The following is a 14,200-nucleotide window of genomic DNA, read 5'->3' as shown; positions in this document are numbered from 1 at the left end:
AGCGGCGAGCCGGGCTCATGCTGCGTTCCTCCTGGCGGCCGCGGTGAGCGCCAGGAAGACCTCGTCCAGGCTGGGCAGGCGCAACCCCAGCTCGTCGGCCGGGATTCCGGCCTGCTCGAGCCTTCTGACCAGGGCTGAGACCAGCATGGGATCGTCGGCGGGCGCGCTCAGCAGCCACGTGTTCTCGTCGCAGGCGGGAGTCCTGCCGGTGAGCTCGGCCAGGATGCGCGCGACCGCGTCCAGGTCGTTCCGCAGGGTGGGGCGGACGTGCAGGATCTGCCCCCCGATGCGGCGCTTCAGCTCGGCGGGGCGGCCCTCGGCGGCCACCTTGCCGCGGTCGATGACGGTGATGCGGTCGGCGAGCTGGTCGGCCTCCTCCAGGTACTGGGTCGTGAGCAGGACGGTGGTGCCGTCGGCGACCAACTCGCGGACCACTCCCCACAACTCGCCGCGGGTGTGCGGGTCCAGGCCGGCGGTCGGCTCGTCCAGGAAGAGGATCCGCGGCCGGCCGACGAGGCTTGCGGCCAGGTCCAGGCGGCGGCGCATGCCGCCGGAGAAGGTGGCGACCGGCCGGCCGGCGGCCTCGGTGAGTTCGAAACGCTCCAGCAACTCGGAGGCCCGTGCCCTCGCCTGCGTCTTGGACAGCTTGAGCAGGCGCCCCAGCAACACCAGGTTCTCGGTGCCGGACAGGCCCTCGTCGACCGAGGCGTACTGCCCGGTCAGGCCGATCAGGCCGCGCACCCGGACCGGGTCGCGCACCACGTCGTGACCGCCGACCTCGGCCCGCCCTCCGTCGGGGCGGAGCAAGGTGGCCAGGATCCGGACCGCGGTGGTCTTGCCGGCCCCGTTGGGTCCCAGGATGCCGATGACCTTGCCCACGGGGACCTCCAGGTCCACCCCGTCCAGCGCGGTCGTCCCGCCGTACCTCTTGATCAGCCCTTCGGCTCGGATCGCGTGCATCGCCGTCTCCTCATCGTTCGACGGGCACGACGATGCCGGGGGCCGCTGACACGGCGCGGACACCGCGCTAACAGCGGTCCCCGAAACAGTCGGCGCGGGCGTCTAGGGAACCTTGTCCTTCTTCCACGGGCTGACGCCGAGTTTCCCTGTGGTGCCGAGATCGAGCTCCGGCGTCACCATCACAGGACGAGCACCTGTCTTCGCGTTCACCCTGACGTACGGCACGTTCACGGGAGTGCCGTCAGTGACGGTGTTGCGCCACATCAGGCCGGCGGACGCGCTCTGGCCGGGCTTCAGGGTCACCGGCTTGGGCGGGTCGTCGAAGCCGGTCACGGTGGAGATGCCGCCGCTGCCGCGCAGGACCTCGACGCCGGTGACGGGCTTTCTGTCCTCGTCGAGGAGCTGGAGCTGCGGGTAGCCGTTGATGCGGTAGGCGCGGGTCGAACAGTTCTCCAGATGGAGCCCCACGACGCGGAGCCCCATGGCGGCGTCACCGTCATCGGTTGTGACCCGGATGCCGGAGGCCGGGCAGGGACCTGCCGGGGCGGGTGCCTCGTCCGCCGGGACACTTCTGACCTCGGCGATTCCCACCCGCACAGCGATGGGCGCCGGTGAATGAAGCTCGCCCATGTCGACTGTGCCCTTCACGGTCTGACCGGGCTTGACCGATGGGACCGTCTGCTTGGTGTATGCCAGCGCCTCTCCGGAATCGGACAGGGACTTGAAGGTGATGGTGTACGTGAAGGGTTCTGACTCGTGGTTGGTGACCCGAAACTCGGCGGAGAGAGGGTGGCGGTCGCAGTTGCGGGACCGTTCGTTCAGGCCGGTCATCTTGACGCCGTCCTGCTCCAGATCCGCGGAGTCGCCGGGAACCACCGAAGTGCCGGACGTGGGTGACATGCCGGTGGACGGGGCGGCGCATGAGGGGTCGCCGCGCCGGTCCGCGGAGTCGGGCTCCTGGGTCTGCTGCGAGCCGTCGATCCGTGCGATGGCCCTCTCCGTTCCACACGCCGAGATGAGCAGGACGCCGGCGAGTACGGCGGGAAGGCTGAGGGCAGTGATACGCATCCGACCTTGACGCATACCAAACCTTAGAACCGAACCGATGGGAAACAGGCTGCCGAGCGCCCCTCGGGGCGGACGGTGCGCCTTTCTGAGGCGGGAATGCGGACGTTTGACGTGGTCGTCCTGGGTCATGATCGACGAATGGAGTCGGGGGGAATAGATCACGTGCTCGCCCGGGCGCGGCGGGGGCTGCAGCGCCTGACCGCAGTCCAGGCCCACCACGCGGTACGGCGGGGCGCTCTGATCGTCGACACGCGACCGGAGTTCCAGCGGGCCGCCGACGGCGAGATCCCGGAGGGCATCGTCGTCGAACGCAACCACCTGGAGTGGCGGCTCGACCCCCTGAGCCCGCACCGCATCCAGGAGGCGGCCGCGCACGACATCCACTGGATCGTGCTCTGCGACGAGGGGTACTCCTCCTCGCTCGCCGCGGCCTCCCTCAGGCTTCTGGGCCTGGCCCGGGCGACGGACGTGATCGGCGGATTCCAGTCCTGGCGCACCTCGGGCCTGCCCGTCGTACACTCGTCCGTCCCGACATCCCCACGGCGCCCGGGCACCTGAGCCGGTTCGAGCTCAGGATGTCACTCAGCCTGGGTCGTGGTCGCGTCGAGGAACCTGCTCAGGAGCTCGCCCACCGTGTCCGGCGCGTCCTCGATGCTGTAGTGCCCGACTCGCGGCAGTTCGGTGACGGTCCCGTCCGGAAAGGCGGTCTCGAACAGGGGGAGGACATACGTGCTGTTCAGGGTCCGGTCTGCGCCGGATGCCCTGAGGCGAGGCAGATCCCGACGCCATCGCACGTGGTCCGGCAGCGCGGCGGTTCCTGTCGGATTCACGGATGCGCTCAGCGCGTGAACCAGCGGCGTTTGCGGGCGCTCCCATAACGGATGCGGACCTTCCCGTACCCGAGCTTGCCGGTCACCCGCACATGGAGCTGACCGGGCCGGGGCGCTCCCGGGACCTTCGACAACACCCTGCCCCACTCGCAGTTCACGCCGTCCGCGTCGGCGCTCGCGCCTTGCGGCAGGATGATGCGGGCGGAGCCGTACATGAGGTTGAGGTCCAAGGTGATCTCCGGGTATTCGATCACCGCTTCGCTCAGGTCGAGGCGCGGACCGCCGTACACGGACTTGATACGCAGCACCCGGGGCCCCCGCCACCGGCCGGTGCGCACGATCTTGCCCGTCCCCGAGGTGAGGTTCACCACCTCGCCGGCGCGCTCGGGGAGGTCGGTGGTCAACGTGGCCAGATCGCCGTGGGGGGCGACCGTTGTGCTGGGCTCTCGCCGGCAGGGCCTGCCTCTCTTCCACGCTGATGCGGATCAAGACAGGCTCGGGTCGGCGTGGCCTAGGAGATCTTGCGGCGGTAGGCGTTCATGGCGAAGGCGTACGCGACGATGAGGATGGCGACGCACCAGCCGAGGGCGATCCAGATGTCGGTGCCGACGGGCTGCTGGGTGAACAGGGCGCGGATGGCGTTGACGATGGAGGTGACCGGCTGGTTGTCGGCGAAGGCGCGCACCGGGCCGGGCATGGTGTCGGTGGGCACGAAGGCCGAGCTGATGAACGGCAGGAAGATGAGCGGGTAGGAGAACGCGCTCGCGCCGTCCACGGTCTTGGCGGTGAGGCCGGTGATGACGGCGAGCCACGTCAACGCGAGGGTGAACAGGATGAGGATGCCGGCGACCGCGAGCCAGGCCAGCACTCCGGCGCCCGATCGGAAGCCCATGAGCAGGGCGACGAGCACGACGACCACGAGCGAGATCAGATTGGCGACCAGCGAGGTCAGCACGTGCGCCCACAAAACCGACGAGCGGGCGATCGGCATGGACTGGAACCGCTCGAAGATGCCGCCCTTCATGTCCAGGAAAAGCCGGAACGCGGTGTAGGCGATGCCCGAGGCGATCGTGATGAGCAGGATGCCGGGCAGCAGGTACGTCACATACGAATCCGATCCTGATTTGATCGCGCCGCCTAACACGTAGACGAACAGCAGCATCATGGCGATCGGCGTGATCGCGGTCGTGATGATGGTGTCCACGCTGCGGGTGATGTGGCGCAGGGACCGTCCCAGCAGGACGGTGGTGTCGCCGAAGAAGTGCTTGCTCATCGTCGTTCCTTACTTGTCGCTCGTCGATGCCGACGCCGCGGTCGTCGCCGCCTGGTCGCCGCGCTTGCCGTCCTTGCTGTCCTTGCCGTTCTTGCTGTCGGCGCCGACGAGCGTGAGGAAGACGTCCTCGAGGGTCGGCTGCTTTTCGACGTATTCGACCTTGGCGGGCGGGAGCAGCTGCTTGAGCTCGGCCAGGGTGCCGTTCACGATGATCCGGCCCTCGTGCAGGATCGCGATCCGGTCGGCGAGCTGTTCGGCCTCGTCCAGGTACTGCGTGGTGAGCAGCACGGTCGTGCCGTGTTCGGCGAGTTCCTTGACGGTCTGCCACACCTCGATGCGTGCCTGGGGGTCGAGCCCGGTGGTCGGCTCGTCGAGGAAGATGATCGGCGGGTTGCCGATGAGGCTCATCGCGATGTCCAGGCGGCGGCGCATGCCACCGGAGTACGTCGCCGCCTTCCGCGCGCCCGCCTCGGTCAGCGAGAAACGCTCGAGCAGGTCGTCGGCGATCTTGCCCGGATTCTTGAGGTGCCGTAACCGGGCCACCAGCACGAGGTTCTCCCGCCCGGTGAGGATCTCGTCGACGGCCGCGAACTGCCCGGTGAGGCTGATCGACTCCCGCACGTTCGACGCCTGCGTGGCCACATCGAACCCGTCGACCCGGGCGGTCCCCGCGTCGGCCTTCAGCAGCGTGGACAGGATCTTCACGGCCGTGGTCTTGCCCGCCCCGTTCGAGCCGAGCAGGGCGAAGATGCTGCCCCGCGCCACCTCGAAGTCCACCCCGCGCAGCACCTGCAGTTCCTTGTACGACTTCTCCAAGCCCTGCACCTGAATCGCAGGACCCTGGACCTGACTGGTTGTCATCCGGATATCCGTTCTCTCGTTACTGTTTGTCGCTCGCGACACGATCGATGGCGTTGGTCAGCCGTTCGCGCTCCCGGCTGATCCACTGACCCTCCGGGTAGTTCCGAAGAAACTCCTCGGCGAACTCCACGGGGTCTTCCCCGACGACTGCGCGGAGCGGGGTTCCGTTCGCCGCGCTCTGCTCGAAGAGATCGGCGAGATCCTCGAGCATGACCAGCAGGCTGTCCGCCTTCCCCGGCCCGAAGAACAACATGTAGCGCTGCAGCGCGTCGATCGCCGTGTGGTAGTCGGTGGGAAGCTGCTCCGTGCGCGCCTTGTACTGCCGGTAGCGCCTCTTGTCCTCGATCGGCCCGGTGAGGACCTCCAGGTACTGCCGGTAGCGACTCTTCGGCTCGTTCGACCCTGTGGCCATGTCTAGTTACCTCCTTCGCGGAGCTGTTCGAGCCGCTCTGCGAGGAAGCTCCAGGTCCTCCAGAACTCTTCGAGGTACTCCCGTCCCTGAGCGTTCAGGGAGTACACCTTGCGCGGCGGCCCCTTCTCGGACGGGACCTTCTCCACGTCGACGAGGCCGCGCTGCTCGATCCTGATGAGCAGGGCATAGACGGTGCCCTCGGCGATGTCGGTGAAGCCCTGATCCCGCAGCCACGCCGTGATCTCGTAGCCGTACGCGGACCGGCCGGCCAGGATCGCGAGGACGATGCCCTCCAACGTTCCCTTGAGCATCTCCGTCACCTGCTTGCCCATGGAGCACCCTCCTCTCAGCTACTCAGTGATATTGACTACTGGTACATAGTAACGCTGAATAGTGGCGGCGCAAGCTCCAAATCGCGATGGGAGATGCCGGCTCTGGCCGCCTGAAGGTCCGAACGGCGGGGAACGCCAGGCCATCAGCGGCTTCGAAACGGCCCACGACGGACTGGAAGAGGTAGAAGGTCAGCGAGCGCGGCATGGTCGTGATGCGGCCGCCGTGCTCGGCTCCGTCTACGGAGCCGGCTTGGAAGACCCGCACAGGGACCCTGTTGATGCCGTCGGGCACGGTCTCGTCTTTGTGCGCCTTACGCGGCCCCGAGGGCGCGATGGCTGAACCCTTCATGACGTCGACCATCGCCGACTGCTCTGACACGGGGCCGTCGCCGTGCTGACGCGGCAGCTGACGCGACATCGCGGCAGGCCTGAGCGCCCGCGCCGGAGGGCTGCGACTGCGGGCCGTTCAGGGTGGTCAGGGCGCTAAAGGGCGCCGTCTCGCCATGCTTGAATCTCCGATTCAAGCGCTGCTTCGTTGAGAGGAGGAACCTTCGCGACCGATGCCCACGTGTGAATGAGGTCCGCGGCCTGTCGCAGATTCGCGTCCGTGACTTCGGCGTTGACGGTGAACCAGGCGATCAAAGCGCCCGCTTCCGGTTCGCCGATGTCACAGCCCTGGCAGAGAACGACGACGGCGAATCCCCGCACGGATTCGCCGCGCGCGTTCGTCAGAGCGTGCGGAAGCCGGGCGGAGAGTATGCCTTCTCTGCCGCACCGGCCGCACTCTGGAGGATCGCCTGCAAGCGTCACCTCGACGCGTGCTGAAGCGCTGAGCCTCCTGTCATGGTCCAACCAGCGCGCCTGCGCCGAGAAGGACCTTGATGTCTCCCGCGAATGCTCCGTTGCTGATGTTGACCGTATAGTCGGGGAGCTCGACGAGGCTGATCCTGCGATTGAGGCGTTCCACACGGATACGGACCGGCGTATCACCGGGATGCACCGTCAAGATCCGTTTGAGTTCACTGACGAGATCTTCAGTCACGCGTTCCTCGCGAAGGGCGATGACCACAGGTTCACGCCCGTCCGCCTGGATTCCGGAGATGTCCAGGAACGAGATGTCCATGGCGTTGAACGACACCGTCGTCTCCTCACCGTCGCCGCGTGAGCGGATCCGGCCGGTGACGGAGACGACCAGGTCGGGTGCGAGGTTCGTCCCATACAACTGGTAGGTCTGGGGGAAGCAGGGCACCTCGATGGACGCGTCGTGGTCCTCGATCTTGAGGATCGCCCAGACGTCGCCCTTCTTGGTGACCTTCTTGTCGACGCCGGAAATGATGCCGGCGATGCGAACGTTGCCGAAGCCCGCCTGACCGTCGAGGACTTGGGCGATGGTCAGATCGCGATTGCGCTCGAGGACGCGTTCCGCTCCATTGAGCGGGTGATCGGACACGTAGAGGCCGAGCATCTCCCGTTCGAAGGCGAGCTTGGTCTTCTTGTCCCACTCTCCAGCGGGAACCAGGACGTGGAAGACGCTGCCGTTTTCGCTGCCGTCGTCGTCGAACGCGCCGAACAGCGAGTCCTGGCCGAGGGCCTCTTTCCGTTTGACGTCGATGACCGAGTCCACCGCCTGGTCATGGATCTGGACCAGGCCCATCCGGGAGTGGCCGAGCTCGTCGAACGCGCCGGCCTTGATCAGCGATTCGATGGTGCGCTTGTTGCAGACGACCTGCGGAACCTTCGTCAGGAAGTCATTGAAATCGGTGAAGGCGCCCTTGGCGGTGCGGGCCGAGATGATGCCGTTGATGGCGTTCTCGCCGACGTTCTGGACGGCGCCGAGCCCGAACCGCACGTCCTCACCGACAGCGCTGAAACGCAGGCCGGATTCGTTGACGTCCGGCGGCAGGACCTTCAGCTTCATACGACGGCACTCAGCGAGGTAGAGCGCCATCCGATCCTTGTTCGTGCCGACCGAGGTGAGCAGGGCGGCCATGTACTCGGCCTGGTAGTTGGCCTTGAGGTAGGCGGTCCAGTAGGAGACGAGCCCGTAGCCGGCGGTGTGGGACTTGTTGAATCCGTAGGAGCTGAACGGTTCCAGGACGTCCCAGACGGCCTTGGCGGATTCTTCGGTGTATCCCCTGTTGACCATTCCGGAGGAGAAGGTGGCCCATTGCTTGTCCATCTCCTCCTTCTTCTTCTTGCCCATCGCTCTGCGCAGGATGTCGGCGCCGCCGAGGGTGTACCCGGCCAGTTGCTGCGCGATGGCCATGACTTGCTCTTGGTAGACCACCAGGTGGTAGGTCGTGCCGAGGATCGGCTCGAGCGCCTCGGCGAGCGACGGGTGGATCGGTTTGATCTCCTGCTGCCCGGCCTTGCGCAGCGCGTAGTTGGTATGGGCGTTGGCTCCCATGGGACCGGGACGGCCAAGCGCCAGGACCGACGAGATGTCTTCGAACCGAGCCGGGGCGATCAGCTTGGTGAGATCGCGCATCATCGAGCTGTCGAGCTGGAACACCCCGAGCGTGTCGCCACGTGCCAGCAGTTCGTAGGTGTTCTTGTCGTCCAGTGACAGAGAGAGCATGTCCAGGTCGATGCCGCGGTTGGCCTTGACGTTCTGGACGGCGTCGCCGATGACGGTCAGGTTGCGCAGGCCGAGGAAGTCCATCTTCAGCGCGCCCATGTTCTCGCTGCTGGGCCCGTCGAAGCCGGTGATGCGGGCGCCGTCGTCGGCCCGCATGAAGATCGGCATCACGTCGATCAGGGGCTGGGAGGACAAGATGACACCCGCGGCGTGCACGCCGGTGCCCCGGGTGAGTCCCTCCAGGCCGAGAGCGGTGTCGATGACCTGCTTGACGTCCTGGTCGTCCTCGTACAGCTTTCTGAGCTCGGTCGCCTCGGGGTATCGAGGGTGTTTGTCGTCGAAGATGCCGGTGAGCGGGATCTCCTTGCCCATGACGGCGGGCGGGAACGCCTTGGTGATCTTCTCCCCGACCATGAAGGGGTAGCCGAGGACGCGAGCGGCGTCCTTGACCGCGGCCTTCGACTTGATCGTCATGTAGGTGATGATCAGCGAGACGTTGTCCTCGCCGTACCGCTCGGTGACGTAGCGGATCATGTCGCCGCGACGACGCTCGTCGAAGTCGAGGTCGACGTCGGGCATGGAGATGCGCTCGGGATTCAGAAACCGCTCGAACAGCAGGGAATGCTCAATGGGGTCGAGCTCGGTGATGCCGGTGACGTAGGCCACCATGGAGCCCGTGGCCGATCCTCGGCCGGGGCCGATCCAGATTCCGTTGTCGCGCGCGTATTTGCAGATGTCGGCGACGACGAGGAAGTAGCCGGGGAACCCCATGTTCTCGATGACGCCGAGTTCGTACTCGATGCGTTCCAGCACGTCGGCCGGAACGGGGTCGCCGTAACGGCGGACCGCACCGCGCTGGGCCTCCTTGCGGAGCCAGCTCATCTCGGTCTCCCCCTCGGGGACCGGGAACTTGGCGGCGAGGTCACGGTGCGCGAACACCTCGTCGTAGGACTCGACACGTTCGGCGATCAGCAGGGTGTTCTTGCAGCCCTGTGCCCACACCTCCGAGTTCGGGTCGAGCGCCCACATCTCCTCGGCGGAGCGCACGTAGTAGCCGTTGCCGGAGAACCGGAACCGGCTCGGGTCGCTGATCTGGGAGTTCGTTCCCACGCACAGCAACGCGTCGTGGGCGGTCGACTGGTCTTCGGTGACGTAGTGGGAGTCGTTGGTGACCAGCGGAGGGATGCCGAGCGTCTCACCGATACGCAGGAGGTCGCTGCGGACCCCCGTCTCGATCGGGATCCCGCCGTGATCCATGATCTCCAGGAAGTAGTTGTCGCGCCCGAAGATCTCCTGGTACTTGGCGGCGTGCTCCAGAGCCTTGTCGTACTGGCCGAGCCGGAGCCTCGTCTGGACCGCGCCGGAGGGGCAGCCGGTGGTGGCGACGATCCCCTCGTGGTACTGCTCGAAGAGTTCGTCGTCCATGCGCGGATACTTCTTCATGTGGCCCTCGAGCGAGGCCAGCGAAGAGATCCGGAACAGGTTGCGCAGCCCCTGGGCGTTGACCGCCCACATCGTCTTGTGCAGGTAGGTGCCGCTGGCCGACACGTCGCCGCCCAGTCCGGTCCGCTCGTCGGACTTGCGCTGGTGGGGTTCCCCCCAGAACACCGCATGTTTGTAGAAGCGGGATTCGGGGCTGACGTAGCCCTCGATCCCGATGATCGGCTTCACCCCGGCGGCGGTCATCTTCTGCTGGAACTCGTAGGCGCCGAACATGTTGCCGTGATCGCTCATCGCGATCGCCGGCATCCCCAGCTCAGCCGCCCGCGTGGCCAATTTGCCGATCTTCGCCGCGCCATCCAGCATCGAGTACTCAGTGTGAACATGCAGATGAACGAACGAATCAGCCACGGGTGATCTTGGCCTTTCGGGTGGGGCGCATGAGGCGACCAACTCTACCGATCGAGCCGCCGTGGCCGGTCGTGCTCAACCGGAAAAGGACGCAATCGGTGGCCGGACCGAGACGTCGGCCAACGTGACCGGGCCGCGCGGCCGATTCGGTGCCGTCCGCCGACGCCTCGGATGCCGGTCGGCCGGTGGCGGGCCCGGGCCGCCACGTCCTCGCCGCCCGCTTCGGCCTTAGGCGAGGCTCCCGCAGGTGAATCCCTTCTCACGCTCGGGGTCGAGCTGCAGGTCGCTCAGGTTGGCGTGATCCATGGGGATGCGCATGGTCGCCATCTTGTCGCAGTCGTAGAAGAGGTAGGTGCCCTCGCTCTCCCCGAGCAACATCATCCACCTGCCGTCGTAGAGCGGCTTGTCGTCGTCGGCGTTCTTCAGCACCGCCCACTGGTCCTGGAAGCCCACGGTGCTCAGCAGCAGGTTGGCCTTGCCGGTCTCCTGCACCTCCACCGCTCCGTTCGCCATCTGCAGGATGAGCACGAATCCGAGGCCGAGACCGGTCAGGCTGCCGATGAGCACCTTCATCCCCGCACGGCCGACCGGCTTGCGGCGCAGCAGCCGGAACGGGATCAGGAAGGCCAGCACGCCCAGCACCACGGCGATGACGACCATGACGGTGAGGTCGAGGTCGCCGAAGAAGTTGAAGAACCCCCAGTAGGTGGCGCCGCACCACAACGCGGCCACCAGGGCGATCACCCAGGGCCGCTCTCTGACGCCTCGCACCACCCTGCCCGCCATGCCGAGGGTCACCTTGTCGAGCAGCCACCCCAGCCCGACGACCAGGCCGACGAGAGGGATGCCGAGCAGCAGCACGAGCACCAGCGTCCCGGTTAGCCGGCCGAACAGAACCGACTGGTCGATCCCCGCCTGCTGCGGACTGATGCCGAACACCGCGTACATCTCTTCGACGCCGATGTAGAGGACTGCGTAGAGCGCGACGCCGACGGGCAGCACGATCGAGCCGATGCGTTCGAGGAGTTCGATGACGCTGCCGCCGGACTCCGACTCGACTGGGGCGGCATTGTCGACCGCCGGCGAATTGGAGTTATGTTCTGCCACTATTTCCTGATTTATCACGGCGCGATCATAGCGGTCATTCCGCGCATCATTGACCAGCGCCACATGACTTCACTTATAAGAGCAAATTTGCGAGTAAGGCGAACCCCTCTCGTTTCCGGTGTCAAATTATGACGGCCATCAATTCATGCTCCCGGTGTAATGATTCGCGCATTGTCGCTGGTAGGGAAATGGCAAGTGGCATCGGACACATTTTTCTCCGGAGCCTCGCCGTGATCGGCGACTCTCTCGCGAGAACCCTTCCCTCGTGACACTTCACCGGGGCGCCTCACAATTCGGCGGAGGCAGATGTGCGGCCTGATGTGGCTTTGCTCTAGGGCGCATGCTTCCGGCCGGGTCGGCCGGAACCCCTTGAATGGGCGTGCTGTTCCCACGTTGCACGAAGGCCCCGGTCCACTTAGGACCGGGGCCTTCGTCGTTACCGGAATCGACGGATCAGCGGACGTAGACGGGCGAGGTCATCGCGACCATCGCGGCGTCGTACGGGCACAGGTTCACGCCGGCGTTGATCGGTCCGCACAGCGGGGTCTGCTCGAGCAGGTCGTTGCCGAGGCGCAACTCGGCACGCACCCAGCCCGGCTGGGCCGGGGCGGTGAACTCGATCGCGCCGTCGCGCGTGAGGTGCTGGTCGAGCAGCTTCTGGCCGTTGGCGACGACGCGCAGCGAGCCGTCGGTGAGCGCGTCGAGCGAGCGCACGCGAAGCTCCTCGCCCGGACGGACGTCATCGCCGATGACGGACACGAAGTGCCCGCCGCGCTTTGCCTCGATCACGAGCGGGCGCCCGCCGACGGACGGCGGCAGCGCGGACACGCTGGTGCGGCCGGCCCGCAGCGCCTCGAGCACGGCTCCCTGCGAGCGGTTGCGCGCGAGCACCCAGGTGGTGGGATAGCCGGCGCCCTGCGGCTGCCCGTACTGCGTCTGGGCGTCGCTGCCGCCGGTCAGCGCGACGCGTGCGCCGCGCTGGAGCCAGCAGTCGAGGTAGTCCTCGGCGGCGCGGATGCTCGAGCTCGGGTTCCAGACCTCGATCGTGTCCGGTCGTACGTCGAAGCCGTAGCCCCAGGTGAGCGTCGAAGCGTCGCAGCCGGTGAACGGCTTGGTGATCTTGGAGCCGGGGTGGTCGATCTGGAAGACGCCGCCCTTCGCGCGCGCCTTGTCGGCCAGCGCGTTGATCGCGGCGGCGGAACCGTCGCCGTTGTCGAGCAGCTTGTCCACGCCGAGCACGTGGGCGTCGCCCTTGACCTGGTCCTCGTAGCCGGGGATCGCGAGCACACCGTGGCTGCCGGAGCCCCGCGCGCTCGCCGAGCGGATGTCGTCGTCATCGGTGACCGCGAGGTAGTCGAGCCCGCGGCTGTCCGCCTCGTCGAAGCGCGAGCGGACGTCGACGCCCTGGCGGAACGGGTCGGCCTCGCTCGCGTCGTCGGTGCCGGCGCAGTAGACGTCGCTGGAGAAGCAGCTGTGGACGTTCAGGTCGCCCGCCAGCCAGCGGCCGCCCGTGGTGCTCAGATCGCCCTTCGGCGCCTTCGGCGCTCCGGCCTGCTTGTCGTCGTTGACCCAGATCGGGCTGGAGTACGCGACCGGGCGCCCGTCGCGCAGGACCCGGAGGAAGTACCAGGTGTCGTCGGCCGCCTTCAGCGAGGCGTCGAGCCGGTCGCCGGTCGCGCCGGCGACCACCGTGCCGCCGTTGCTGACAAGCTCAAGCTGCAGCGGCGTGCTCGAGCCGCGGACGTGCGCGTCGACCGCCAGCGGGCGCTTGCCGTTGGTGTGGATCCGCTCGCCCATGCCGTGCCCGTCGACCGTGAAGTCCAGTCGCAGCGCGTTGTCGAGCACCGCGTAGAAGCGGCGGTCGGCCATCGAGCCCTTGATGTCCTTCTCGGTGTTGGCCTTGGCCAGGACGACGGTCTTGGCGTACTGCGAGCCGCCCCAGTCGTCCGTCCGGTCGTGCCCGTTGTCCTCGGCGCCGATCGCGCCGACGTGCCAGCCCTTGTCCAGCGCGTGGGCGTACCAGCCCTCCGGCGGGGCGTTGTGGCCGGGCGGCGTGCCGAAGTCTCCGCCGCCGTTGAAGACCTCGATGCCGACCATCTGGTCGTCGGCCTTCGGGAAGTACTTGAAGTCCTCCCAGCCGAAGCCGAGGTCGCTGCGGACGTCGCAGCGCAGCGGGCCGCACAGCGTCTTGTCGCCGGGGTGGTTGAACACCGCCAGCCCGTCCTTGCCGGTGGTCGTCAGCCAGTCGTAGAAGCGATCCATCGCGATGTTGCCGCCGTCGGTCTCGGGCAGCGAGTTCTCGCGCGAAAAGTAGACGTTGATGTGGCCCATGCGGTCCGAGGTCCACTCGAACCCGCGGAAGCCGACGAAGTCCTTGGCGGGGTCGGTCGCGGCGTGGGCCTGCTCAAGCTCCGCGTCCCACTTGCGCAGCGCGTCGAGCGGGTTGACCGGATCGGCGTTCAGGCAGCTCGGCGCGACCCTCGGGTCCAGGCACTCCTCGTTGAAGACGAGCGGCGAGTTGACGTTCGAGGTGTGCTCGCTCGAGCCGACGAAGTTCAGGTCGTGCTTGTCGCGCCCAGACGCGAAGTAGTCGGCGGGCCGGGAGCCGGGCCATCCGTCCGAGTAGCCGCTGTGCTCGTGCAGCGCGCCGATGAGCTCGCGCTCATGGGGCGCCCCAGGGTGGGGCTTCGCGACGACCGAGGCCGCCTCAATCTGGGCGTCGTCTGCCGCGCCCGGGGTTGCGAGAGCGGGGCCCGCGGCGCCTAAGAGGACGAGCGTGCCCGCGGCGGCGGTGGCGAACAGCGCGCGGATGCGCATGTACTTCTCCGTCTGTTGGGTAGGGACGTCCTGCCTCGGAGAGAGAGGCGGACGCGTACCACCCTTCACGCGAGCGATGGCCCCCGGATTGCCTGGACCTGAACGTCGGGT

Annotated in this window: 14 protein-coding genes; 1 reads left to right on the top strand and 13 read right to left on the bottom strand. The window is 67.1% G+C overall.

Features of this window, described 5'->3' with window-relative positions:
• Nucleotides 1-15: 15 nt before the first annotated feature.
• Together Pka01_RS04465 and Pka01_RS04460 are read right to left on the bottom strand one after the other, a co-directional pair.
• On the bottom strand, nt 16-960 hold the full coding sequence (locus Pka01_RS04465; protein WP_203881262.1) for an ATP-binding cassette domain-containing protein: 945 nt from the start codon (nt 958-960) through the stop codon (nt 16-18).
• Nucleotides 961-1,062: 102 nt separating this feature from the next.
• Nucleotides 1,063-2,028 (bottom strand): DUF4232 domain-containing protein, encoded by a 966-nt coding sequence (locus Pka01_RS04460; protein WP_203881261.1) that lies wholly within the window; start codon nt 2,026-2,028, stop codon nt 1,063-1,065.
• A gap of 138 nt (nt 2,029-2,166) precedes the next feature.
• Here Pka01_RS04460 and Pka01_RS04455 point away from each other — a divergent pair, with 138 nt between their 5' ends.
• Entirely contained in the window at nt 2,167-2,586 is a 420-nt protein-coding gene (locus tag Pka01_RS04455) for a rhodanese-like domain-containing protein (protein WP_203881260.1), read from the top strand.
• Between the two features lie 20 nt (nt 2,587-2,606).
• Here the strand turns inward: Pka01_RS04455 and Pka01_RS04450 are convergent, their stop codons facing one another.
• The 11 genes from Pka01_RS04450 to Pka01_RS04400 form a co-directional block, all read right to left on the bottom strand.
• A complete protein-coding gene (locus tag Pka01_RS04450; protein WP_203881259.1) occupies nt 2,607-2,858 on the bottom strand; it encodes an alpha/beta fold hydrolase in 252 nt (83 codons plus the stop codon).
• 8 nt (nt 2,859-2,866) lie between these two features.
• Nucleotides 2,867-3,262 carry a DUF1707 domain-containing protein gene (locus tag Pka01_RS04445; RefSeq protein WP_203881258.1) on the bottom strand — a complete coding sequence of 132 codons (396 nt, stop codon included), beginning with the start codon at nt 3,260-3,262 and terminating at the stop codon, nt 2,867-2,869.
• Nucleotides 3,263-3,369: 107 nt separating this feature from the next.
• Complete coding sequence (locus Pka01_RS04440; protein ID WP_203881257.1) at nt 3,370-4,131, bottom strand: ABC transporter permease; 762 nt, start codon at nt 4,129-4,131, stop codon at nt 3,370-3,372.
• Nucleotides 4,132-4,140: 9 nt separating this feature from the next.
• Nucleotides 4,141-4,992, bottom strand: coding sequence for an ABC transporter ATP-binding protein (locus tag Pka01_RS04435; RefSeq protein WP_239114722.1), 852 nt, complete (start codon nt 4,990-4,992; stop codon nt 4,141-4,143).
• Between the two features lie 19 nt (nt 4,993-5,011).
• A complete protein-coding gene (locus Pka01_RS04430) occupies nt 5,012-5,404 on the bottom strand; it encodes a DUF1048 domain-containing protein (RefSeq protein ID WP_203881256.1) in 393 nt (130 codons plus the stop codon).
• Between the two features lie 2 nt (nt 5,405-5,406).
• Complete coding sequence (locus tag Pka01_RS04425; RefSeq protein ID WP_203881255.1) at nt 5,407-5,736, bottom strand: PadR family transcriptional regulator; 330 nt, start codon at nt 5,734-5,736, stop codon at nt 5,407-5,409.
• A gap of 22 nt (nt 5,737-5,758) precedes the next feature.
• A complete protein-coding gene (locus Pka01_RS04420; RefSeq protein ID WP_203881254.1) occupies nt 5,759-6,154 on the bottom strand; it encodes a hypothetical protein in 396 nt (131 codons plus the stop codon).
• Nucleotides 6,155-6,219: 65 nt separating this feature from the next.
• Entirely contained in the window at nt 6,220-6,588 is a 369-nt protein-coding gene (locus tag Pka01_RS04415; protein ID WP_203881253.1) for a DUF6300 family protein, read from the bottom strand.
• Nucleotides 6,578-10,165: a DNA polymerase III subunit alpha gene (gene dnaE / locus Pka01_RS04410; protein ID WP_203881252.1), complete on the bottom strand. Its 3,588-nt coding sequence runs from the start codon at nt 10,163-10,165 to the stop codon at nt 6,578-6,580. Before dnaE ends, Pka01_RS04415 begins: the two co-directional genes overlap by 11 nt.
• 228 nt (nt 10,166-10,393) lie before the next feature.
• Nucleotides 10,394-11,272 carry a hypothetical protein gene (locus Pka01_RS04405; RefSeq protein ID WP_203881251.1) on the bottom strand — a complete coding sequence of 293 codons (879 nt, stop codon included), beginning with the start codon at nt 11,270-11,272 and terminating at the stop codon, nt 10,394-10,396.
• A gap of 453 nt (nt 11,273-11,725) precedes the next feature.
• Nucleotides 11,726-14,089 carry a CehA/McbA family metallohydrolase gene (locus Pka01_RS04400; RefSeq protein WP_203881250.1) on the bottom strand — a complete coding sequence of 788 codons (2,364 nt, stop codon included), beginning with the start codon at nt 14,087-14,089 and terminating at the stop codon, nt 11,726-11,728.
• Nucleotides 14,090-14,200: the final 111 nt, after the last annotated feature.

It is taken from the genome of Planotetraspora kaengkrachanensis (assembly GCF_016862895.1).
Lineage (GTDB): Bacteria > Actinomycetota > Actinomycetes > Streptosporangiales > Streptosporangiaceae > Planotetraspora > Planotetraspora kaengkrachanensis.
This window is presented reverse-complemented; position numbering and strand designations above follow the sequence as displayed.

Coding starts and splice junctions, on each gene's coding strand:
- Pka01_RS04420 (WP_203881254.1), bottom strand. CDS start 6,154: ATGTCGCGTCAGCTGCCGCGTCAGCACGGCGACGGCCCCGTGTCAGAG.
- Pka01_RS04425 (WP_203881255.1), bottom strand. CDS start 5,736: ATGGGCAAGCAGGTGACGGAGATGCTCAAGGGAACGTTGGAGGGCATC.
- Pka01_RS04435 (WP_239114722.1), bottom strand. CDS start 4,992: ATGACAACCAGTCAGGTCCAGGGTCCTGCGATTCAGGTGCAGGGCTTG.
- Pka01_RS04455 (WP_203881260.1), top strand. CDS start 2,167: ATGGAGTCGGGGGGAATAGATCACGTGCTCGCCCGGGCGCGGCGGGGG.
- Pka01_RS04400 (WP_203881250.1), bottom strand. CDS start 14,089: ATGCGCATCCGCGCGCTGTTCGCCACCGCCGCCGCGGGCACGCTCGTC.
- Pka01_RS04465 (WP_203881262.1), bottom strand. CDS start 960: ATGCACGCGATCCGAGCCGAAGGGCTGATCAAGAGGTACGGCGGGACG.
- Pka01_RS04440 (WP_203881257.1), bottom strand. CDS start 4,131: ATGAGCAAGCACTTCTTCGGCGACACCACCGTCCTGCTGGGACGGTCC.
- Pka01_RS04430 (WP_203881256.1), bottom strand. CDS start 5,404: ATGGCCACAGGGTCGAACGAGCCGAAGAGTCGCTACCGGCAGTACCTG.
- Pka01_RS04460 (WP_203881261.1), bottom strand. CDS start 2,028: ATGCGTATCACTGCCCTCAGCCTTCCCGCCGTACTCGCCGGCGTCCTG.